At 66.3% G+C, this 21,732-nt stretch carries 16 protein-coding genes, 2 pseudogenes and 1 other annotated feature; of the genes and pseudogenes, 8 read left to right on the top strand and 10 right to left on the bottom strand.

The genetic code is table 11. The annotated features are described in order from the left end of the window. Positions 1 to 2: 2 nt before the first annotated feature. The 5 genes from ABGB19_RS24025 to ABGB19_RS24045 form a co-directional block, all read right to left on the bottom strand. The gene (locus ABGB19_RS24025) at positions 3 to 881 is read right to left on the bottom strand and encodes a hypothetical protein (RefSeq protein WP_347688499.1); all 879 of its coding nucleotides are present in this window, start codon (positions 879 to 881) and stop codon (positions 3 to 5) included. Positions 882 to 899: 18 nt separating this feature from the next. Further along, entirely contained in the window at positions 900 to 1,544 is a 645-nt protein-coding gene (locus ABGB19_RS24030; RefSeq protein ID WP_347688500.1) for a response regulator transcription factor, read from the bottom strand. Beyond that, entirely contained in the window at positions 1,532 to 2,842 is a 1,311-nt protein-coding gene (locus ABGB19_RS24035; RefSeq protein WP_347688501.1) for a histidine kinase, read from the bottom strand. The genes ABGB19_RS24030 and ABGB19_RS24035 overlap by 13 nt, the downstream gene beginning before the upstream one ends. 77 nt (positions 2,843 to 2,919) lie before the next feature. Then, positions 2,920 to 3,333, bottom strand: coding sequence for a VOC family protein (locus ABGB19_RS24040; RefSeq protein ID WP_347688502.1), 414 nt, complete (start codon positions 3,331 to 3,333; stop codon positions 2,920 to 2,922). A 20-nt stretch (positions 3,334 to 3,353) separates the two neighbouring features. Then, positions 3,354 to 4,625 (bottom strand): DUF4032 domain-containing protein, encoded by a 1,272-nt coding sequence (locus ABGB19_RS24045; protein ID WP_347688503.1) that lies wholly within the window; start codon positions 4,623 to 4,625, stop codon positions 3,354 to 3,356. 48 nt (positions 4,626 to 4,673) lie between these two features. On the opposite strand from ABGB19_RS24045, the gene ABGB19_RS24050 reads away from it, so the two are divergent. Together ABGB19_RS24050 and ABGB19_RS24055 are read left to right on the top strand one after the other, a co-directional pair. Beyond that, positions 4,674 to 5,558, top strand: a complete 885-nt coding sequence (locus ABGB19_RS24050; RefSeq protein WP_347688548.1) for an LLM class flavin-dependent oxidoreductase — start codon at positions 4,674 to 4,676, stop codon at positions 5,556 to 5,558. A 69-nt stretch (positions 5,559 to 5,627) separates the two neighbouring features. Next, positions 5,628 to 5,849: a hypothetical protein gene (locus ABGB19_RS24055; protein WP_347688504.1), complete on the top strand. Its 222-nt coding sequence runs from the start codon at positions 5,628 to 5,630 to the stop codon at positions 5,847 to 5,849. 64 nt (positions 5,850 to 5,913) lie between these two features. Here ABGB19_RS24055 and ABGB19_RS24060 read toward each other — a convergent pair whose 3' ends face one another. From ABGB19_RS24060 to ABGB19_RS24075, 4 genes are read right to left on the bottom strand one after another with little or no spacing between them, the layout of a single operon-like run. Continuing rightward, on the bottom strand, positions 5,914 to 6,762 hold the full coding sequence (locus tag ABGB19_RS24060; protein WP_347688505.1) for an oxidoreductase: 849 nt from the start codon (positions 6,760 to 6,762) through the stop codon (positions 5,914 to 5,916). Position 6,763: 1 nt separating this feature from the next. Beyond that, positions 6,764 to 8,017 carry a hypothetical protein gene (locus tag ABGB19_RS24065; protein ID WP_347688506.1) on the bottom strand — a complete coding sequence of 418 codons (1,254 nt, stop codon included), beginning with the start codon at positions 8,015 to 8,017 and terminating at the stop codon, positions 6,764 to 6,766. Further along, positions 8,014 to 9,204: a sulfotransferase gene (locus tag ABGB19_RS24070; RefSeq protein ID WP_347688507.1), complete on the bottom strand. Its 1,191-nt coding sequence runs from the start codon at positions 9,202 to 9,204 to the stop codon at positions 8,014 to 8,016. Before ABGB19_RS24070 ends, ABGB19_RS24065 begins: the two co-directional genes overlap by 4 nt. A gap of 4 nt (positions 9,205 to 9,208) precedes the next feature. Then, positions 9,209 to 9,652, bottom strand: a complete 444-nt coding sequence (locus ABGB19_RS24075; RefSeq protein ID WP_347688508.1) for a nuclear transport factor 2 family protein — start codon at positions 9,650 to 9,652, stop codon at positions 9,209 to 9,211. A 66-nt stretch (positions 9,653 to 9,718) separates the two neighbouring features. Here ABGB19_RS24075 and ABGB19_RS24080 point away from each other — a divergent pair, with 66 nt between their 5' ends. Continuing rightward, the gene (locus tag ABGB19_RS24080; protein WP_347688509.1) at positions 9,719 to 10,609 is read left to right on the top strand and encodes an SDR family NAD(P)-dependent oxidoreductase; all 891 of its coding nucleotides are present in this window, start codon (positions 9,719 to 9,721) and stop codon (positions 10,607 to 10,609) included. Positions 10,610 to 10,663: 54 nt separating this feature from the next. Here the strand turns inward: ABGB19_RS24080 and ABGB19_RS24085 are convergent, their stop codons facing one another. Continuing rightward, positions 10,664 to 10,852: a hypothetical protein gene (locus ABGB19_RS24085; protein WP_347688510.1), complete on the bottom strand. Its 189-nt coding sequence runs from the start codon at positions 10,850 to 10,852 to the stop codon at positions 10,664 to 10,666. Positions 10,853 to 11,689: 837 nt separating this feature from the next. On the opposite strand from ABGB19_RS24085, the gene ABGB19_RS24090 reads away from it, so the two are divergent. From ABGB19_RS24090 to ABGB19_RS24110, 5 genes and pseudogenes are all read left to right on the top strand, one after another. Continuing rightward, positions 11,690 to 14,410 carry a YncE family protein gene (locus ABGB19_RS24090; protein WP_347688511.1) on the top strand — a complete coding sequence of 907 codons (2,721 nt, stop codon included), beginning with the start codon at positions 11,690 to 11,692 and terminating at the stop codon, positions 14,408 to 14,410. 286 nt (positions 14,411 to 14,696) lie between these two features. Next, positions 14,697 to 15,800 carry a right-handed parallel beta-helix repeat-containing protein gene (locus ABGB19_RS24095; RefSeq protein ID WP_347688512.1) on the top strand — a complete coding sequence of 368 codons (1,104 nt, stop codon included), beginning with the start codon at positions 14,697 to 14,699 and terminating at the stop codon, positions 15,798 to 15,800. Positions 15,801 to 16,070: 270 nt separating this feature from the next. Next, positions 16,071 to 17,768, top strand: a complete 1,698-nt coding sequence (locus ABGB19_RS24100) for a CocE/NonD family hydrolase (RefSeq protein WP_347688513.1) — start codon at positions 16,071 to 16,073, stop codon at positions 17,766 to 17,768. A 411-nt stretch (positions 17,769 to 18,179) separates the two neighbouring features. After that, positions 18,180 to 19,439, top strand: a pseudogene (locus ABGB19_RS24105) (IS3 family transposase). Beyond that, positions 18,478 to 18,609: a sequence feature (AL1L pseudoknot), on the top strand. Its footprint overlaps the pseudogene before it by 132 nt. Before the next feature lie 820 nt (positions 19,440 to 20,259). Then, positions 20,260 to 21,520: pseudogene (locus tag ABGB19_RS24110) on the top strand (IS3 family transposase). Positions 21,521 to 21,732: the final 212 nt, after the last annotated feature.

Genomic DNA, 21,732 nt, shown 5'->3' on the forward strand with positions numbered 1-21,732 from the left:
CCCTATCGCAGGTCGTCGACGACGACGTCGCCTGTCTCCGACCGCGCGGTGACGACGGCCGCCGCCGAGTCCCGGTCCCTCGTCTGCGGCACCCGGACAACCGTCGAGCCGTGTGGTTCTCCGGTGCTGGCGTCGACGACGTACTGACCGCTCGCCGGCAGGCCCACTACGACGTCTCCGTCGCGGCTGCCGACGTCCACCGTGCGTGGTGCGGCTTCGGCGAAGTCGACCTTGACGTCGCCGGTGACCGTGGTCGCCGTGAAGGATTCGGCCACGACGATCGGGTCGCGGGTGACCACTTCACCGTTGACGTTGCGGATCTCGACCCGGCGCGCGGACCCGCTGAGCACCACCGCGCCGTCCTCCGTGCGCGCGATAAGTTGGTCGAGGTCGGCCTGCGCGAGCACGACCCCGGTCTCCTGCTGCGTGGTGACGGTCAGCCGGCGGGCCAGATCGGGCGGCAGCACGAGCGTGATCTCGCCGGCGCGGCTCCACTGCAGGAACCTCGACGACTCACCGTTGATGGTGACCCGCGCCTCCCCGCGTTCGGTGGTGACGGCCAACGGGTTTGCCGCGGCCGCAGTCGAATTGACCATGCGCAGGTCGGCCCGCGGTTCGCGGACGTCCCGGTCGGTGGTGATGCGGACCGCCACCGGAACCGGACCGGTGTCGACGATCAGGCTGCGCATCTGCGACGGCAGCGGCTTGGAGTCGGTGATGACGCGGAAATTACTGATGCCCCACGCCGCCACGCTCAGCGCGACGAGGGTCCCCACCACCAGCACCGCGGCGGCGACGATGAGCGTTGCGCGGATCGCCGTGCGTCCTCCCGGGGAGAGCGGGGGAGTCGGTGCCGGTGGTGGGGGAGCGATGGTTGTCACGGGAGTCCTTCCGGCAGATCAGGATTCGAGGTAGCGCAGTACCGCCAGCACACGGCGGTTCTCGCTCTCGTCGGGGGCCAGGTCGAGCTTGGTGAAGATCGACGCGATGTGTTTCTCGGCGGAACCGATCGACACGTGCAGGGTCGCCGCGATCGCGGAGTTCGTCTTGCCCTCCGCCATCAGCTGCAGCACCTCGCGCTCGCGGGGGGTGAGCTGATCGAGGGCGCTGTGCCGGTGCGACCTCAGCAGGATCTGCGAGACGACCTCGGGATCGAGCACGGTGCCGCCCCCGCCGACGACGTCGACGGCGTCGAGGAAGGCGGGCACGTCGGCCACCCGGTCCTTGAGCAGGTATCCGAATCCCCTGGTGTCCGAGGCGATGAGGTCGGCGGCGTAGCGCTCCTCGACGTAGTGCGAGAGCACCAGCACCGGTGACTCCGGGTTCTGGCTGCGCAGCAGCGCAGCGGCACGGATGCCCTCGTCGGTGAAGGTGGGCGGCATCCGCACGTCGACGATCGCGAGGTCCGGACGTTCCGCGTTGACCAGCCGCAGCAGGTTGGTCGCGTCGGGCACGCCGGCAACCACCTCGTGGCCGGCATCGGTGAGGATGCGTTCGATGCCCGCCCGCAGCAGTGCGGAGTCCTCGGCGATCACGATGCGCATGGCAGCACCGCGGTGACGATCGTCGGGCCGGCCGCCGGGCTGGACACGGAGAAGGTGCCGCGGGCGGCGCGCACGCGCTCCTCGAGTCCGCGCAGGCCCGTCGCGTCGTCGTCGGCGGTGATCTGCGCGCCGCCGACACCGTCGTCGAACACCGAGACCGACAGCTGCTCGGAGGCTTCGTCGAAGCGCACGGTGACGATCGCCTGGGTGGCGTGCGCGTGTTTGGCGACGTTCGTCACCGCCTCGGCCACCACGAAATACGCGCACGCCTCCACCTCGTCGGGCAGCCGGCGCGGCAGGTGGATGTTCAGCGTGGTCGGCACGGGAGAGCGCTGCACAACCGACGACAGCGCCGCATCCAGGCCGCGGTCGGACAGGATCGTCGGTGCGATGCCCCGCACCACGTTGCGCAGTTCGACCAGCGCGGCCTTGGCGTCGTCGTGCGCTTCGGCGATCAGCGTCTTGGCGGCGGGCAGGTCGCTGTCGAGCTTCGTCTGCGCCAGGCCGATGGTCATCGCCAGCGACACCAGTCGCGGCTGAACGCTGTCGTGCAGGTCGCGCTCGATGCGGTGACGCTCGGTCTGCGCCGATGACACCGCCCCTTGACGGGCGTCGGCGAGCGCGCTGACCTGGTGCTGCAGGGCCGCCGTCGACGACGGGGAGAGCAGCCAGCGGTCGATCGACGCGTCGAGCGCCGGGGCGAGCACCAGGATCGCGACCGCTGCGGCCAACGCTACGACGGCCAACAGCCAGGCCAGCGGCACGGGCAGGAACGACAGCCCCGCGTCATCGTCGCTCTGCTGGATCGCGACCGCGGCCGCCGGCCCGAGGAAGGTGAAGACCAGCAGTCCGAAGGCGATTCCGACCGCCAGCATGTCGTAGGCCATCCGCAGATAGTGGTGCGCCACGACCTTCCAGAACCGCGCCCCGCTGATGTCCAGCCAGAGTTGGTGCAGCCAGCGCAAAAAGCCGGTGTAGTGCGACAACCGCCGCGGCGGCACGGGGATTCCCATGCCGAAGACGGCTTCGCTGCGCACGCGCTCGACCCAGTCGACACCGCGCATCAGGTAGACGAACACCACCGCCGCCACCGCGAAGCCGATACCGCTGGGGATCGAGGAGACGCCGATGATCAGGATGGTCAGCGGGACCCAGAACCACGCCAGCGCGATCGCGGCGCCGACGATCATCGAGGCGGTGGGCACCACGCCGACGGCGCGGGTGCGCGGCGGCACGACGTTTGTCCCGTCGGCGGGCGCTGCCACGGTGTCGGGACCGGTGTCGGTGACTGCAACCATGTCATCAACCTATGGACATCGCGGGTTCGGCGACACACCGTTTCCCCGAGAATCGGGTGGGGGATAACCCCCACATGTCACTTGGGCGCGGTCAACTCCAGCGCGATGTTGTCCGGGTCGCGGAACTCGAGGATGTAGGCGGGTCCGATGTCCTTGACCGGCTCGTGCTCGATCCCGATACCGTCCAGATGGGTTGCCGCGGCGTCTAATTCGTCCTTGCTGCCGAGCCGGAAGGCCAAGTGGTCCAGGCCCGTGCGGTCTTCGTCGAAACGGTCGGAGGCGACCGGGCGAAGGCCCACCAGCGCACCGCCCAGGTCGTAGATGACGCCGCCGTAGAGGAAGCCGAGCGCCTCCCGGGTCGCTTCGTCGGCGCCCTCGGGCATCTCGATGAAGACGTCCCAGCCGAACACGGCCTCGTAGAACTGCCGCGACCGCTCGATGTCGGTGACGGTGAGGCGGACGTGCGCGACGGACGTGGTGTTGATCGCCATCTCCCCATGCTGCCAGCGGCTCACCGATCGTCGCGTCCGATCGCGGGCATCGGCGCCGTCGGGGTCTCGGCGATCGCCATCTTGGCCGCCGAGTCGGTGGGTATCACCCCGTCGGCCAGCGCGGCCAGCGCCGCCTCGGTGCCGACGTCGCGGCCGGCCCGTTCGCTCATCAGCCATCGGATCTCGAGCATGTCGCAGTAGGCCTGGATCGCGGTTCCGGTGCTGTCGATCGCCGAGTGCGCGCGGTGCATCCCCGGCGTCGCCACCTCCATCACCCACAGTCGGGCCGCGGTCTGCTCGTCGACATCGTGGCCGGTCTCGCGGCACAACTGGCCCTGATAGGTGTGCAGATCGCCGAGCAGGATCCGGGCCTGCCCCTCGCCGACGTCGAGTCCGGTTAGGTCGCGAAGGTGCTGCGCGTGGTAGCGGCGGTCGCCGACCGCGACGTGCAGCCGCAGCTCCTCGGAGTCGGCGCGCAGCGGGCGCAGCGCGATCTCGTCGACCGCGAAGCCGAGGTCGTTGAGCCGGCGGATGGTGCCCTCGACGTGGTAGCGGTCGGCGAGCCCGAACACCGGCTGCGCGTGCAGGATGTCCCAAAGCTGTTGGTAGCGAACGCGAATGTCGAGGGCTTCGTCGATGACGGTGTCCTCGAGTTCGGAGCGGCCCAGCTGCTCGATGAGGTCGACCATGCCGGCGGCGACGTTCTCGACCAGGATGTCGATGTCGTGTTCGCGCTGGCCGTCGGACAGCGACGGGTGCACCTCGCTGGTCTCGGCGTCCACCAGGGAGGCCTGAAGGATCTGGCCGTCGCGGCTGAACAACGTGTTCGCCAGCGAGCAGTCGCCCCAGAACACGCCGTGGCGGTGGAGCTCCACCATCAGGTTGGCCATCGCGTCGAACAGCCGGGCGCGGTGTTTGGGCTGATCCGGGGGTAGGCGCTTGAACAGCCGCCGGTACTGCCATGACCCGTCGAGGAAGCGGGTCACCAGGATCGCGGTGTCGAACTGCGGCTGGCGCACCAGGCCCGCGGGCCGCACGGCGGGCAGGCCCATGTCCTCGAGGGCACGCAGCACCGAGAACTCGCGGTCCGCGATGCGCGGAGGCATGTCCTTGAGCGCCCACAGCGCGCCGTCGGCCTCGGCGAACTTGACCAGATGCCGGCTCGGGCCGACCGCGACGTCGCGCAGCGGCACGTCGGGAACCGTCCAGTCCGAGAGCGGACGTTCCCACGGCAGCGCCACCAGATCCGGCGTCGGTGCCCGCAGCCGGATGTCGGGGACGCGCGTGGGCATGTCATCGATGCTGCCACTCGTGCCAGAATCGCCGTCGTGCAAATCGGGATGACCATGCCGGTGATGGAGCCGGATCTGGACGCGGCCACGCTCGAGGCGTGGGCCCGCGCCATCGACGACGGACCGTTCTCCTCGCTGTGCTGGGGTGAGCGGATCGCGTTCGACAACCCGGACTCGCTGACGCTGCTGGGCGCCCTGGCCGCGTGGACCGACCGGGTGCGGTTGGTGACGACGGTCGTGGTGCCGCAACTGCACGACCCCGTCATGCTCGCCAAGGGCCTCGCCACCGGCGACATGCTCAGCGGTGGCCGGTTGACCGTCGGCATCGGGGTCGGGGGCCGCGACGAGGACTACCGCGCCGTGTCCGCCGACACCTCGGCGCAGACCATGCGCGGCATGGCCGAACGGGTCGCGGTCATGAAACGGATCTGGGCGGGGGAGAAGGTCACCGAGTCGGTCGTACCGGTGGGGCCGCCGCCTGTCCAGGCCGGCGGGCCGCAGCTGCTGGTCGGCACGATAGGGGCTAAAACCGTTCGTAGCGCAGCGGATTGGGCCCACGGGCTGGCCGGTATCACGCTCGACCTGGATGTCGACAAGCAGCGTGAGCTCTTCGAAGTCGCACGCGCGGCGTGGGCGCAGGAGGGCAAGCCGGCGCCCCACCTGGCGACGTCGTTCTGGTTCGCCATCGGCGACGGCGACGATGCGCGTGCACAGGTGCACCGGCATCTGCGCCGTTACATGAACTGGATCCCCGGCGACGTGGTCGACGCGATGGCACCGACGACGGGATGGGCCGGCGGCGAGGAGGACCTTCTCGACGTGTTGCGTCGATTCGAGGCCATCGGTACCGACGAGGTTCATCTCATCCCCACCAGCGCCGATGTCGATCAACTGCGCAGAGTCGCCGACGTCGTCAAGGAATTCGCACCGTAACCGGGAAGCCGTGCGCGTCACGCTGCGTTGACCAGAAGCGGCAGGATAGTCAGCCGAGAGGAGATCACGATGAACGCGCTGCGAAGGATCGCCGCCGGGACCTTGGTCGCCGGCGCGCTCGGGTTCGGATCGGTCGGACTCGGTGCCGGGCAGGCCGTGGCCGATGACGACTGGTGGTGGTGGGAGCCACCCCCGCCGGGGCACCTCGTCCCGTCGCCGGGGCACATCGCGCAGCTGCCGTTCGTGCCACCGCCAGGCCATTGGGACAAGCCGTGGAAGTGGGGCCGTTAGCTCACCCGCACCGCTGAATCGCAGCGACGCGTACGGCTGCCCACCGGAACCCGGCCGCCTCGCATCAAGTACCTGACGCGGCGTCCTTCGGAAAGTTCACGTCCTTGGTGACCGCTTCCCATTCGTCGATGGATGCCGAGAACGCGGCCAGTTTGTCCCGGACCGCCTTGAGCACGTCGCGGCCGAGCAGCAGGCGCAGCGGGGGCTCGTCGAGGGTGCTGACCATCAGCACCGCCTCGGCGACCTTGCGAGGATCGCCGGGGAGATGGTTGGCGAACTCCTTGATCAGGGTCTTGCGCGCGCCGACGTTCTCGTCGTAGTCGGTGATCGGCGTCGTCGACTCCCACATCGAGCGCGCCGCCCAGTCGGTGCGGAATGCGCCGGGTTCTATCGCGGTGACCCGGATCCCGAACGGCTTGACCTCCTGGGCGAGCGCCTCGGTCAACGCTTCGAGCGCGAACTTCGTCGATGAGTAGTACGCGTTCGGTGGGTTGGCCACCAGCCCCGTCATCGACGAGACGTTGATGATGTGCCCGGACTGGCGGGCGCGCATCTGCGGCAACACGACCTTGATGGTGTCGACGACGCCGAAGTAGTTGGTGTCGAACAACGCGCGGACCTTGTCGTCCTCACCCTCCTCGACGGCGGAGAGGTAGCCGTGTCCGGCGTTGTTGACCAACACGTCGATGCCGCCGAACGCGTCGTCCGCCGCCAGCACCGCGGCGGAGATCTGGGTTTTGTCGGTCACGTCGAGCGCGACCACCTCCGCCCGGTCGCCGAAGTGCTCGGCGAAGTCGGCGACCGTCTCCGTGCGGCGGGCGGTCACCACCACGGAGTGCCCGGCTTGCAGTGCCGCCCAGGCGATTTCGCGCCCGATTCCCGTCGAGCAGCCGGTGATCAGCCAGCGGGCCATGTCAGACCGTCCCTTCCGGTAGCCGGCGCAGGTAGGCGGCACGTCGGTTCGCGAGTTCGGTGGCGCGCTCGCCCGCGGAGACCCGGCGCAGCGTGGGCACCTCCTTCTCGAGGTCGTCGAGCGCGACGACCCGGCCGCGCGCACCGAGGTCGGGCCGGGGCCCGTCGTCGCCGAACTCGGCCATCCGCAGGGTCAGGATGCCTTCGGTGAGGCCGTCGGAGTCGATCCAGTTCGCGACGCCCGGGTCGGTGGGGGAGATGACGTAGGTGTAGGTGCCGTCCTCGTTGGGCGCCGACTGGGCCTTGTTGAGGCTGCCGGTGCGGTCGACGATGTCGAGCGTGGTGCCCCAGATGTTGCTCAGCGGGACGGTGAAGTACTCGGCGCCGCCGTCACTGACATCGACGACGAACGCCTCGCCCGGACGCAGGTCGAACCGGCCCATCACGTAAACCTGGTTGCGCATCGCGCCGACGCGGTCCGCCGACCACGCGAGGTTGAAGTGGTTCGGCGGCATCTTGTAGATGCCGTGGCTGAGCTTTCCGGTGAAGTTCGCGAAGTGGGCCATCATGGCCGCGGTGGCGTCGGCCTGCTCGTCGAGGGCCCTGGCCTGCGTCGAGGGCGAATCGCCGAGCCGTTGCACCGCAAGGTGATTGGGGTCGTCACGGTCCCAGTGCAGCAGCACGTCGCGGATGTAGAACTCGTGTGCCTCGCCGGTGGTCTGCACGTGGTTGGGCCGACCGGCGGCGGGGTCGGAGTCGACGGTGATGGTGAACGACCGGTCGGAGTCGACCTCCATGGTGCGCCCGTTGAGCACGGCGACGGTGCCCATGTTGGCGTCCCACAGCGTGAAGTAGTTCTCCGTCATCCGGTTCTCGCCGACGCGGCCGCGGATCTCGTAGCGTTCGTCGCCGGAGATCGGGATGACGCGGTAGACACTGTCGGGATTGTCGATGCCCCATCGTGATCCGGGGATCGCGCGGCCGGCCACCGGATGGCCGAGCCGGGTGATGCACGTGACCTGGGGTCGCAGCTTGTCCTGGTTCGACGACCACATCGCGGCGGAGAACATCACCTCGGCGAAGGCGTCGTCGAACCGGTCGCGCATCACCTCCGACGCCTTGGCCCGCCCGAGCCATGTCTCGGCGACGCTGCGGTAGGCGGCCTTGACCGTGGGGTGGTTGGTCAGGTCGAGTGCGGCCAGTTCCTGCTCGTGCTGCGGCGCGGTAGCGACGGGATCGCCGGTGAAGCCTGTCATCGTGTCCTCTCCGAAGGGATTGGCCCGCAGCGGAACCGGGCGTTGTAGGCGGTGAACCGCTCGTCGATCGCCTCGTCGCTCAGGCCGTAGTCCGCCGCGGCGTACGGCGGCCGGGCGGGCTCGCGTGGCCGGTCGGCCAGCCAGCGGCACATCGCGGCTTCCGCGTCGGCGCTCAGCGGCACGCCGATCGCGTCGTACACGCGCGCCACCTGGCCGATCGGGTCGGCGACGGCGTCGGCGAACTCGATGTCGGTGCAGCGCACCGACTCGTCGGACCACCGGGTCCTGGCGGCCATCGCACGGTCGTTGGCCCACCCCATGCGCTCGAGCCATTCGGCGCCGACGCGGTGGCGGTCCACGTGGTCGGCGTGCATCGCGTGCAGGGTCGCGTTGAGGCTCGCCCCCGAAGGGATCGTGTCCTTCGGGTCACGGTGCATGTGCACGATGTGCAGGTCGCCGAACCGGTCCCGCAACGTGTCCAGATAGCCCAAGTGCGCAGGCGATTTGAGCACCCAACGGTGTGCGGTCCGACCGCGGTTGCGCTTCTGCCACTGCAGGAATTGCAGCATGCGGTGCAGGTACTCGTAGGCAGGCGCGAAATCCTGCCCGTCGAGCCACGACCGGTACGCCGGCACGTGCGCCCCCGACTCGGGCACATGCGACAGGAACGCGTCGGAGAGGAAGACGATCTCCTCTTCGGGTTCGCGCGCGTACATCGGGTGGATCGAGAACAACTCCGGCGCGAGCTCGCGCGACGTCGCCTCACGCTTTTCGCTGACGGCGATCCGCGGGTCCTCGCGGTCGGCGAAGTCGTACCCCAAGTGCGGCGCCACCTCGACCACTTCCCAGCCGTAGGCGCAGTGGAACCGCTCGTCGGCGGCCAGCAGGCGCTGCAGCAGCGTCGTGCCGCTGCGCATCATGCCGACCACCACGATCGGCGCGACGATGGTCTCCTCTGCGATCTCCGGATGGCGCCGGATCCACTCCTGGGCGCGCAACCGCATCCGCAGGCTGTGGACCAGGCCCGAGCGCAGGATGTGCACACCGATGTCGTTGAGCTCGGCGGCGGCGTAGCTGTCGGCGAGCACCGCCAGTGGTTCTTCGAACGGCAGCGGGCCCCAGTCGTGGAGGCCCTCCTTCTTCTGCGCGGCGGCGACGAGCCTGGCCGCGGCGAAGGGGTGGGTCACGCGCTCAGAACTTCAGGTGGTGGCTGGTATCGCCGACCTGGTCGACGAACATGATCCTGGTGTCGAACCACCAGACCCCGTCGATGCGGTGGAAGGTGTCGCGGTAGCGGCCGGTCACGATGACCTGCAGCGGCAGCTCGGGCGTCGCCTGCGTCACGCAGTAGTACGCGCTGCCGTGCGCGGTGCCTGCGGCCTCGTCGACGTGAACCAGCACGTTGGTGGTGAAGTGCTTGGTCTTCGGTGTGCCGTCGTCGTGCAATCGGGTGGCCATCTCGTACATCTGCCGGACCCGCCTCGTGCCTTCGAACACCGTCTCGGGGGGGCCGTCGGCCATGCCGCAGATGCGGCCGTGCGCGAACAGCGCGGCGACGCCGTCGAGGTCGCCGGCATCGATCCGCTCGGCGTACGTGTACACCAGATTCTCGATCTCGCGGGCGGCGTCGCTCACGGGCGGTAGACAACCAGTCGCGATGTGTCATGTCAACGGCTTCTCGGCGTCGTTACTCTTTCGACCGTGACTTCGACGTGGTCGCCGAGCCGGCTCGGCAACTTGAGCGGCAAGCGGATCATCGTCACCGGCGCCACCAACGGTGTGGGCCTGGCGACGGCGCGGGCGCTGGCCCGGGCGCAGGCCCACGTGATCCTGGCGGTGCGCAACCTCGAGCTGGGCGCGCAGCGGGCGGCCGAGATCGGCGGCGACACCTCGATCGTCAAGCTCGACCTGGCCGACCAGGCGTCGGTGCGGGCGTTCCCGGACCTCCTCGACGGCGACGTCGACATCCTGATCAACAACGCCGGCCTGGTGGCGCAGCGCCGCAGCGAGACCGTCGACGGTTTCGAGAGCACGCTCGGCACGAACTTCCTCGGTCCGTTCGCGTTGACCAATCTGCTGTTCGAGCGGGTGCGCTCGAAGATCATCAATGTCGGCTCCGACGCCCACAAGTCGGCGACGTTCGCGTTCGACGATCCGCATCTGCGGGTCCGCAAGTGGTCGGCGTTCCCGGCCTACGGCCGCTCGAAGCTCGCGGTGATGCTGTGGGGCCTGGAACTCGACCGGCGGCTGCGCGAGGCCGGTTCGCCGGTCACCACCTATCTCACCCACCCCGGGTGGGTGGCGTCCAATCTGTCGAACGTGTCCGACAAGGTGGTGATGACGGCGTTCCACTCGGTGGTCAAGGCGGCGGCGGGCGTGCTCGCCAATGATCTGGACGCGGGAGCGGCTCCGACGCTGTACTGCATCACCGAGCCGATCCCGCCGGGAAGCTACGTCGGCATCGACAGCCGCTTCGGTCTCAAGGGCGGTCCGACGCTGAGCGGGCGCGCCGCGGTGGCCTGCGACTACGAGGACGCCGGACGGCTCTGGGAGCTCGCCGAGCAGGAGACCGGCACCAGCCTGCCGGTGTGACCTCGAAGCGAATCGATCGGTGCCGATCTGGCCCGTGATGGCGTCCGGCGGCGATCACGTCCAGTTCTGGTACTCCGTACAGATGCAGTGGTGATTGCCGTAGGACATGTCGCGGCACGCGCCATGGCCTTGCTCGGCCTCTTCGCGAGCCTTCGCGTGATTTCTCGGATCGAGATGCACATCTAGGTCATGGTGCTCCTTCGGATGGCCGCAGGTTTTGCAGTACGTCATCGCTTCGGTCATCGTGTGTCCTTTTAACGTTGGTGTGACCGGACGTTACTGCGCGCCGTGGGCCGCCGTCAGATCCCTGAGCCCTTCCTTCTAGTGCCATCGGTCACCAATCGAGGACGATCCCTCGGGCGGCAGCCTTCACTCGACGCATACGGATTACACGCGCTTCGCGTGCACCGATGGGGTCTGTTCCCGCGGGCGGTGGCTCGATTCGAGCGCCCGTCCGGAATCGATCATGAAATGCGCGGATACGGTGCGATCGCGCCGTGCGATCAAACAACCAAGAATTTGCCGCAAGCGCGGTTCGTCGTGGAGACAAACGGGTACCGTTCGTTTTGACGGAGACGTAAGTGAGGAGGTGGGGATGCGCCATCTCCTCAGCAATCGCGGGACGCCACAGCATGTCGCCGCACGGCGTCGCTTTCCCCTCCGCCTCGTGCGGGCAAATGCCCCGCATAGGGACTCACAAATTCGTGTCACTGCTCTCTTTCTTGCGGCGTATTTGCGGGGTCGGGCGCAAAAACAGCCTCCAAGGAGGGCATCGGTCTCATAATCCTTCGGTAGGGGGTAAGCCGGATGTCGTACGCCGGATACATCGGACGGGTCGGGGTACTGGCTGTCGCGCTTGGAGTGGGCGCGACGGTTGGTATTGCCCCCGGCCTCGTTTTCGCGGAGCCGACGGATTCAGGTGTGTCGAACACCGACTCGCCGTCGACGTCATCGACCGACTCCGCTTCAACGGGCGGCGCGGAGTCGTCTACGCCTACCGGCGCCGTACCGATTCCAAGCGGATCGAGCGCCGTGTCGGGAACGCCGTCGACACCAGACCCGCCCCCCGACGAGCACCCGATGACCGTGGCGCCGTCGGACGACTCAGCGCCACCCGACGACACGGACGGCGACACCGGCGATAGCATCGATGTCGATCCGTCGATCCCGTCCGATGACGAGGTGACTCAGCCGGCCGTACCGACCGACTCCCTGCGGACCGATGCACAACCGCCCAGCGGGGATCCGGCCTCAGACTCGACATTGCAGTGGTCGTCAGGCGACGGACCTGAGATCCCGGCGAGCGACAACACGATCGGCATCGTGGTCGAACCCAAACCCGCCCCTCCGTCCCCGCCGGGTGAGCCCACCGTCGTGGACGCGGCGCTAACCGCGAGCACCACCGACTCGACCGTCACTCTTGGCCCGCCATCAGTGACGTCCGTAGCCGACGTCGACCCGAGCCCGAGTCAGCCTCAGACGGCGCCCGCGTATTTCTATGGTGTGCTGGCTCCGCTGAATCTCGTAATGACGGCAGTCACTCACCTGCTGGCGTGGGTGGGCGCGTTCGCCGGCGTTGTGCCTGCTGGCCCAGTGGAATCCCCGCTCCTTCTTCTGCTGATGGGCTGGATGCGTCGGGAAAGCCAGCAATCGCTGGTGCGCGAGATACCCCTGACAAACTACGCGGCTCTGACAACCAGCCTGACGCTCGACCCTCTCTCTACCATCGACGGAGGTCAACCGTCATCCGAGCTTGAGGGTGTCGGCACAACCGACCCGGTAACCGGTGAGGTGTCGGGGTCGCTGAACACGAGTGGATTGCCGTTGACCTACGAGCTGATTCAGGGCCCGTCGGAGGGCGGGTCCGTGTCAGTTGAAACCGACGGCAGGTTCCATTACACGCCTGGAGGCGCAGCTCGGCTGGCTGCTGCGCAGACGATGGGTGTGGATCTGGATTCCTTCACGGTGGCGGTCAGCGACGGTCTGGTAACGACAACGACGGTAGTGCGGGTCCCGGTGTCACCGGCGAACCTGGAGCTGTCAAGCGAGGCCGGGCAGACCGGTTACAACCCTGGCGGAGTCGCGATCGTGGGCGACCGCGCCTATGTCGCGAATCAAAGCTCGAACTCCGTGTCGGTGATCGACATCGCGACATCGACCCCAATCCTGCTCGCCACCATCCCCGTCGGTTCTCATCCCACCGGCGTAGCCGCCGCGAATGTGGATGGAACCAAGCTCTATGTGACGAACACTTGGTCTAACTCCGTGTCGGTGATTGACACGGCGGCCCCCACGCCGACGGTGATCGCGACGATCGCGGTCGGCGCGGGTCCGACGGGAGTCGTCGTCAGCCCGTTCGGATCACGCGTCTATGTAGTCAACACATTCGCCGGGACGGTGTCGGTGATCGACACCGCTGTTGACCAGGTGACCGCCACGGTGCGGGTGGGTTACCGGCCGGGGGCGGCCGGGCTGAGCGCGGACGGAACATGGCTCTACGTCACGAATAGCGGAGCGAGGTCCGTGTCGGTGATCGATACCACCACGCCCACCCCCACTGTTACGGCTACGGTCACCGTTGGTGCAGGGCCGTCTTCCATCGCGGTCGGTGGCAACCGGCTTTTCGTCACCAACAGGTATTCCAACACCGTGTCGGTAATCGACACTGCGTCATCAGAGCCGAGACTGGCAGCGACGATCTCGGTCGGCCCCAGTCCCACTTCCATAGTCCTCAGTGCTGACGGCACAATGGCCTTCGTTGCGAACAGCAACGACACAGTGTCGGTGATCGACGTTGAAAGCAACACAGTCCTCCGAAGTGTCGACATAGACACGCGGGCAGAATGGGGTACGCACTCTCTGGCTCTAAGCCCCGACGGTGCGCGGTTGTACGTCACTGACGGTCGCGATCGAGCCTTGCGTTCCATGTCGCTTGTCACCGGCACGTCGATCACAACCGGTCGGTCTGCCCTTGAGATCCCGGGAGCGAACGGCTATAGCGTCAATGCCACTTGGTACTTCCCCAACAAAGATGAACCCCCCACGGGTCTAATTTTCCTGCAGCACGGCTTCTTCCGCTCGAGCGCCAATGTGTCGGCGCTGGCTCGACAACTCGCCGACAGCACCAATAGCATCGTGGTCACACCCAACCTCAGTTCCAATTACTTCGACCGTTACAACATCTGGGGTAGCGCCATACAGCGGGCGGTCGCCTTGATGTTTGCCGGCGATCGCTCTGCATTGACGGCGAGCGCTTCAACCGCCGCGAACCGCGCGGTCACATTGCCCGACCAGTACGTGCTGGCCGGCCATTCCGCCGGCGGCACTGTCGTCTCGGGCGCCGCAGGATACATCGCGGACGCTGGCGGGACCGATCATTTGAAGGCCGTCATACTGTTCGACACCGTCGACACCGGTGAGGGTCGGGAAGGGCTTGCCAAGCTGAGCGGCGTTAACACGGTGCCGGTCTACATGATTGCGGCGCCGCCATGCTCCTGCAATTACGCTGGCAGACATGCGTATAGCATCCTGAGCTCACCGCCGAGTGAATTCGTCGCCGTCATGTTGGACGGCGGCGGCCACCTCGACGCCGAAGGCGTGACCACTAGCTGGTATGCCGAAATGTTCTGCGGCACAACATCGGCTAACAACGCTGGCGCAGTCCAACAGATCACGGCGAGCTGGATCAATGATGTGTTCACCGGGTCGTCGAACGGCATCACTGGTCCGCTCGGAACGGTCGTGTCTCTTGACAACGCAACCGCCCGAGTGATCGGTGTCAGCAATATGCAAGTCGCCTGACATAGCGGTGTCCGCAATTGTCATCCTCGTAAGAGGTTGTGTCGTTGATGATTTCGCTTGGTGCTTGAAGAACACAGCAAGGTTGTCAAAGCCTAACGAAATGATCAAGACAGGGTGATTCGTACTGCGGCGAATGATAGAAAGTCTTCCATCAAGATCACCGCGGAGCACGTACCGACCGGCATTTCACTCGACGATCGGCGAACGCAGGCTTGTCGCCCACCCGTTCACAGAGCGCAGGATATTTGAGCCGGGCATCGTGGATATCGCAGTCAAGAGGAGTCCGATGAGGAAGCCAGTGGCGGTAGTGGCCGCTGTTTGGAGCTTGGTCGGCGCGTTAATGTGGGACACGGCCCCACCCGCCAGTGCTGCGGACAGTACTCTTGCGCTGCAGTCGAAGTTAAACGCGCTCAAGCCTGGAGACACGCTCACGCTCGACCCCGGAGCGACCTACGACTACAGCAACGTGCTTTCCGTTAGGGTGTCGGGAGTTCGAATAAACGGCAACGGGGCAACGTTGAAGGCCAACAACCCAACCCTTGCTGCACTGCAGATACTCGCCAACAACGTGACGGTGAACAACCTGAACTTGACGGGTCAAGTGGGCGCCATGCGGCAGGACGGCCCGAATCAGTCGCGGCTGGTGTTCGGTGGCACCGGAGTCGTTATCAGCGACGTGAACATCACTGGCGGTGCTTCCGCGGGCGTGTATGTTGCAAACGGAAGCAACTTCCGCCTCGACCGCGTCACGGTTCGCGATACGGCAGCCGACGGCGTCCAGATAACCGCCGGCTCCAGCAACGGGCAAGTCAACAACGTCACAGTGGACAGGTCAGGTGATGACGCCATCGCTGTCGTCTCCTACCTCTGGGGATACCCGCCCGCGGCGCCCTGCAGCGACATCGTCATCAACTCGCCGGTTGTCAGCAGGCCCGGGCAACGCGGCGTCGTCGTCGTGGGGGCGCATAACGTCTCCATCAGTAATCCGACTGTGAGCAGCACGCCGCTGTCCGGAATCTTCATCGGTTCGCAAGGTTGGCCGTTCTTCACCGCGGCGACCAGCGGCGTTCGGGTCACTGGCGGCAAGATCATTCAAGGCAACAATGGCGGGGGTGTTCCCACCGGCGCGGTCACGATCCTGAGCCAGAATTACTTCGCGAACGTTTCTGACGTCACGGTGTCAGGCTTGACCATCACCGACACGCCGAAGTCTGCGGTGGCCAACATCGGCGTGGCTGCGTTCTGGGCTGGGCCTCCGACCAAGGTGGTACTCCGCGACATCGCCATCACCCAGCAGCCTGAGACGTCCGCGGTGTGGGCGAACGTCGCGCGGAGCAATTACACGACGTCGGGATTCACCATGAACGGTAGGCCTCTGACTGTGCCCTGAGTCGAATCGCAGGGCGATGGTCGACCTAGCCCGACCCGCGACGGCACGGATCGACTTGGCCTAGGGTCTGTACTTGCCATTTTCTCGCATGCTGATCTCGGCGCGCTTGTAAACTTTGCCGGGACCTGCTGACGGAGGGGGTGTCATGGCGGAGGCGTCGCGGGATCAACACGGCGGTTCGGTACCGAGAATCCAATTGCTGTGCAACGGTAATTCACTCGGGCGTGAGCATCGGCTGCCCGCTGCTCGGCGACGTGTTGCAGGGTGATCATGACTGAATTGCGGCAGCACACCGATGCCGGAAGAGTTTCGCGCCTACAGCGGCTCGGCGATGTCGCGCTGAGTCGGCTGCTGAGGTTGCCCCCGGTTAGAACCGAATACACCGTCCGTCGGGGTCTCAGGGTGCCGATGCGCGATGGCGTGGAACTGCTCGCCGACCACTACGCGCCAGACACCGACCGGCCAGCCGGGACAATCTTGATGCGGAGCCCCTACGGCCGGGGCATGCTCTCGTCGCTGCTTTTTGGGCAGTTGTATGCCTCACGCGGCTATCACATCGTGGTGCAAAGTGTGCGCGGCACCTTTGGTTCGGGCGGCACGCTCTCGCCGATGACCTACGAGAAGGACGACGGTCTAGACACTGCCGCCTGGTTGCGCGGACAGCCGTGGTACACGGGCGGTTTCGCGATGCTGGGAGTGTCGTACGGCGCCATGGCGGGTTGGGCACTAATGGATGACCCGCCGCCCGACGTGACGGCCGTGATTGCGATTGTCGGACCCCATGACGCGAGTCGAATTTCTTGGGACACCGGTGCATTCGCGCTCGCGGACACCCTGGGGTGGTCGCACCAGGTTGCTTACCAGGAAAAAGTCGGCCGCTGGCAGAAGCTATTGGCAGTGAGTCGCACCAACGACGCGCTGGACAGCGCACTGTCGGAATTCCCGCTGGGCGATGCCGCCCGAAAGCTGCTGGGCGACAGCGCTCCCTGGTACCGCGAATGGATCGAGCACCGCGATAAGGCTGATCCGTACTGGACGCCGACGCGATTCGACGGAGCCCTGGAAAAGATCACTGTCCCAGTGCTCCTGATCACGGGATGGCAAGACGCATTCCTGACCCAGACGCTCGACCAGTACACACGGCTACGCGAGCGGGGCGTAAACGTGGCCTTGACCGTGGGGTCATGGAGCCACCTCTCGATGCTGACGACCGCCATCGGGGATGTCTCGCTGGAGACCCTGAATTGGCTTGATCGACACGTCGCAGGGCGCGCAGGCACCTCTGTGCGCAGCCCGGTCCGCGCATCGATCACCAACGACACCTGGGTCGAACTGCCTCACTGGCCACCGCAGACGGAGGATCAGTATTGGTACCTGGGTTGTGGCGGAAGCCTCGTTAGTTTCGAGTCCGGATACTCGGGTGCGGCGTCGAAGTTTCGCTTTGACCCGGGCTCGCCGACGCCGGCGCCCGGCGGCCCGTTCCTGTCGTCCGCAGGCGGGTATCAGGACGACACCGATCTCGCTCGCCGTGACGACGTCTTGAGCTTCATCACTGAGCCGCTTCCCGCGGACGTCTATCTAATGGGTAGTCCGACCGTCGACCTCATACATTCCGCGGACAACCCGCACGCCGATGTCTTCGTACGCGTCAGCGAGGTGAACTCGCGCGGTAAGTCGCGAAACGTCACCGACGGTTTCCGGCGGCTGACGGCATCCGCCGCCGCGGCTCCCGTGCGCATCGAATTGGACTCGGTTGCGCACCGCTTCCGTATTGGATCAAGGATCCGTCTGGTCATCGCCGGCGGCGCACATCCTCGATTCAGCCGCAACACCGGCACGGCTGAATCACCCTGGGACGCCGAGCGCTTCACCGCCGTGACGCACACTGTGCATCACGGTGAGGGCCTTCACTCGCGGCTGACCATGCCGACAACCGACGGTCGGCCCTCGTCGACTGCCGTCTCGTGACCCGGGTTGAGATGTCCGCGATTTGCGGACAGTGGCTTCGGGGCATCCGACGCCATCGATGAGATGTTTGCTCGTATGATGCCGCCGAATTGAGCGGGTGGGCGCGGGCACGATTCAAATCAGCAACCAGTAGAAGGCTGGCCGAGTGGGTCCTTCCTGATGAGGTAGCCGGCCATCAGGATAGCCAGCGCGGCGATCCGGGCGCGGGAGCACCGGGAGCACATTGAAGGCGGGCGATGCGCGGCTGGCCCGCTTGCGCCGTGGGAACACTGTTCCCGCCCTCAGCTCTCACGCGATCACGCGTCTGGCACGAGTGAAGTCTCCAAGCGTCGGAAGGGCCAATGGGCCCTCACGGACTGAACCGCCGTGGAAATGTTGGAGGCTCCTGACCTTGGAAACGAGGATGCAGGTATGCCGAAGGAACAGTCTGCCGGGAAGCCCACGACACGTCGCTATAGCCCCGAGGAGAAGGCCGCTGCGGTGCGGATGGTGCGGGCCCTGCGCGCCGAGCTGGGCACCACGCAGGGCACCGTGCCGCGGGTGGCCCGCCAGCTCGGCTACGGCGTGGAGTCGGTACGCACTTGGGTACGCCAGGCCGACATCGACGAAGGCGTGACTCCCGGGTGACGACCGCCGAATCGCGGCGGCTTAAGGAGCTCGAGCAGGCGAACCGAGAACTCAAGCGCGCCAACGGAATACTGAAACGAGCGGCCAGTTTCTTCGGGGCGGAGCTCGACCGCCAACACAAGAAATAGTCGACGTCATCGACACTTAACGCGACGAGTTCGGGGTCGAGCCCATCTGCACCGTCCTGCGCAGCGCAGGGGTGTCGGTGGCCCCGAGCACCTACTACGACACTAAGACGCGTCCGCCCTCGGCGCGGGCCCGTCGCGACGCCGAGCTGGGGCCGCAGCTGCGGAAGATCTGGGAGGACAACTACCGCGTCTACCGGGTCCGCAAGCTGTGGAAAGCCGCACGTCGGGCCGGGCACGACGTCGGCCGTGACCAGGTCTCCCGCCTGATGCGCAGCCTCGGGATAAAGGGAGTTCGGCGCGGCAAACAGGTCAAGAACACCAAAGCTGATCCGGCGGCGGCGCGGCATCCCGATCTGGTCAATCGCCGGTTCAGCGCGTCGGCACCCAACCAGTTGTGGGTCACCGACCTGACTTATGTGCCGACCTGGGCCGGGGTGGCCTACGTCTGTTTCATCGTCGATGCGTTCTCCCGGATGATCGTCGGGTGGCGGGTGGCGTCGAACATGCGCACCACGATGCTCCTTGACGCACTGGAGATGGCCCGCTGGTCGCGCGGAAACACGTTGCCGGGACTGACATGTCATTCGGATGCGGGCGCACAGTTCACCTCGGTGCGCTACGGTGAACGCCTCGCCGAGATCGGCGCACTGCCCTCGATCGGATCCGTCGGCGACAGCTTCGACAACGCCTTGGCGGAGACGGTCAACGGCTACTACAAGTCCGAGCTGATCTACGGGCCGGCCGGCAACGGGCTGTGGAAGACCGTCGAGGACGTCGAGTTGGCCACCTTGAGCTGGGTGTACTGGCACAACACCGCGCGCCTGCACAACTACCTGCACGACGTTCCGCCGACCGATTCGAGGCCACCTTCTACGATGCTCAACGGATCGATCAGCCCATGGTCGGAATCCAATAGATCGAGCCTCCGGCAGAACCAGGGCGATTCATTGAGCCGTGTGCGGTCAAAGTCGCAAGCACGGTTCTGAGGGGGACCGCCGCCGCAATGCGGCGGTCCTACCCGACTCCTTCGATGGAGCAACTGGCGTCAGACACCAGCAGCTTCGAGAGAGTCCCGCCCTTCTCGGCGGAGCCACACGGGCGGAGAATTTCGATGAGCGTCAGTGGGGAATATCAGTGAGCGCGCTCGGCCCTGATGCTCGGGGGCGCCGGGGTGGACAACGCCACGGAACTGACCGCGCCCGTGCCGGCCACGACGACCACCGTCGGCCAGGAAGTCGAACAGGACGACAGCGGTGACAACGGCCTTTGGGCCTCGCCGGCCTGCTCGGGCTGCTGGGCTTGAAGGGGCGCAAAGCGTGCCGACTACCCGGCGAATCGCGGCGGTGGGACGATTACGAACTCACGCACCTAAACGACTACCCGTCCCAACGACCGAGCCCCCTGGGGGTCAGTGATCTCCCGGAGGTCTTCGCCGTGCGTCCCGTGCGCCACAGTCTTCAGAGCCGCCGCGACAGTCGTCGTCGGCGACGCGAACCCGAGACGCCACTCGTCTATACGGCCTCGCAAAGTCTTTCCTGAGTCGAAGTCAGGATGTCGACCCGATCACGGGTATTCGATTGATTCAGCCAACGACTTACGAGGTTCGGCCCGCCACCAGGAGAAACGGCGGCGGGCCGAAGGGGTTCTGCTCTGACACACCAACCCCGCTCGAAATCTTACGGGGTTGAACCGCCCCGGCATGTCCGGAGACTCCACTTCGTGGGAAGGATGGGGTCATGTCAGGTGGTTCGTCGAGGAGGTATCCGCCGGAGTTGCGGGAGCGGGCGGTGCGGATGGTCGCCGAGATCAGCGACCAGCATGAGTCGGAGTGGGCGGCGATGGGTGAGGTCGCCCGGCTGCTGGGGGTTGGCACGGCCGAGACCGTCCGCAAGTGGGTGCGCCAGGCCCAGGTCGATGCCGGTGCCCGGCTCGGAACCACGACCCAGGAATCGGCCGAGTTGAAGAAGCTGCGGCGCGAAGTCGCCGAATTGCGGAGGGCGAACGCCATTTTGAAGACGGCGTCGGCTTTCTTCGCGGCCGAGCTCGACCGGCCACACCACTAATCACCCGGTTCATCGCTGACCATCAAGACCACCGTGATGGACCGGATGGTCTGCGCTGGGGTGTCGAGTCGATCTGTGCCCAGCTCACCAAGCTGGGCGTGCCGATCGCCCCATCGACCTACTATGACCAGGTCAATCGTGAACCCAGCCGTCGCCAGCTACGCGACGATGCTCTCAAAGAGCACATCAACCGGGTCCACGGCGCTAACTACGGCGTCTACGGTGCCCGCAAGGTGTGGCTGGCGCTCAACCGTGAGGGCATCACGGTGGCCCGATGCACCATCGAGCGGCTGATGACCGAACTCGGGCTGAGCGGCGCCACTCGAGGCGGGGTTCGCAAGACGACTGTGGTCGATCCTGCAGCGTCGCGTCCGGCCGATCTGGTGCAGCGGCGGTTCGGGCCGCCGGCACCCAACCGGCTATGGGTGGCCGACCTGACCTACGTGTCGACGTGGTCGGGGTTCGCCTACGCGGCGTTTGTCACCGATGCCTACGCTCGACGGATTCTGGGCTGGCGAGTGGCCTCGACCATGGCGACCTCGATGGTCCTCGATGCGATCGACCAAGCGATCTGGACCCGTCAGCAGGAAGGTGTGCTGAGCCTCCGAGAGGTTGTCCACCATACGGATAGAGGATCTCAGTACACGTCCATCCGGTTCAGCGAGCGGCTCGCCGAAGCCGGTCTTCAGCCTTCGGTCGGCGCGGTGGGTAGTTCGTATGACAACGCGTTGGCCGAGACGATCAACGGCCTGTACAAGACCGAGCTGATCAAGCCTGGCAAGCCCTGGCGCACCACGAGGACGTCGAGATCGCTACCGCCCGCTGGGTCGACTGGTTCAACCACCGCCGCCTCTACCAGTACTGCGGAGACGTGCCACCGGCCCAGCTCGAGACCGCCTACTACGCTCAATCGACGAGGCCAGCCGCCGGTTGAGCTCTCAAATCAGAAAGTCTCCGGACTCACCGGGGCGGTTCACAACCACGAAGTCGACGAGGGAACTGTGTGCGAACTGTCACATGTTCCGCTGAGCTGCGCCTTTCCGCGCTACCGGAGTCGCAAAGGCAAGGATTTGGTTTAGCTGAGTACAGGTTGGCAACTAGGTGGTCGCGAGCTAGGGGTGAGCGCAAGGCTCAGAGTCACTAGCT

The organism is Mycobacterium sp. B14F4 (assembly GCF_039871645.1).
GTDB lineage: Bacteria > Actinomycetota > Actinomycetes > Mycobacteriales > Mycobacteriaceae > Mycobacterium.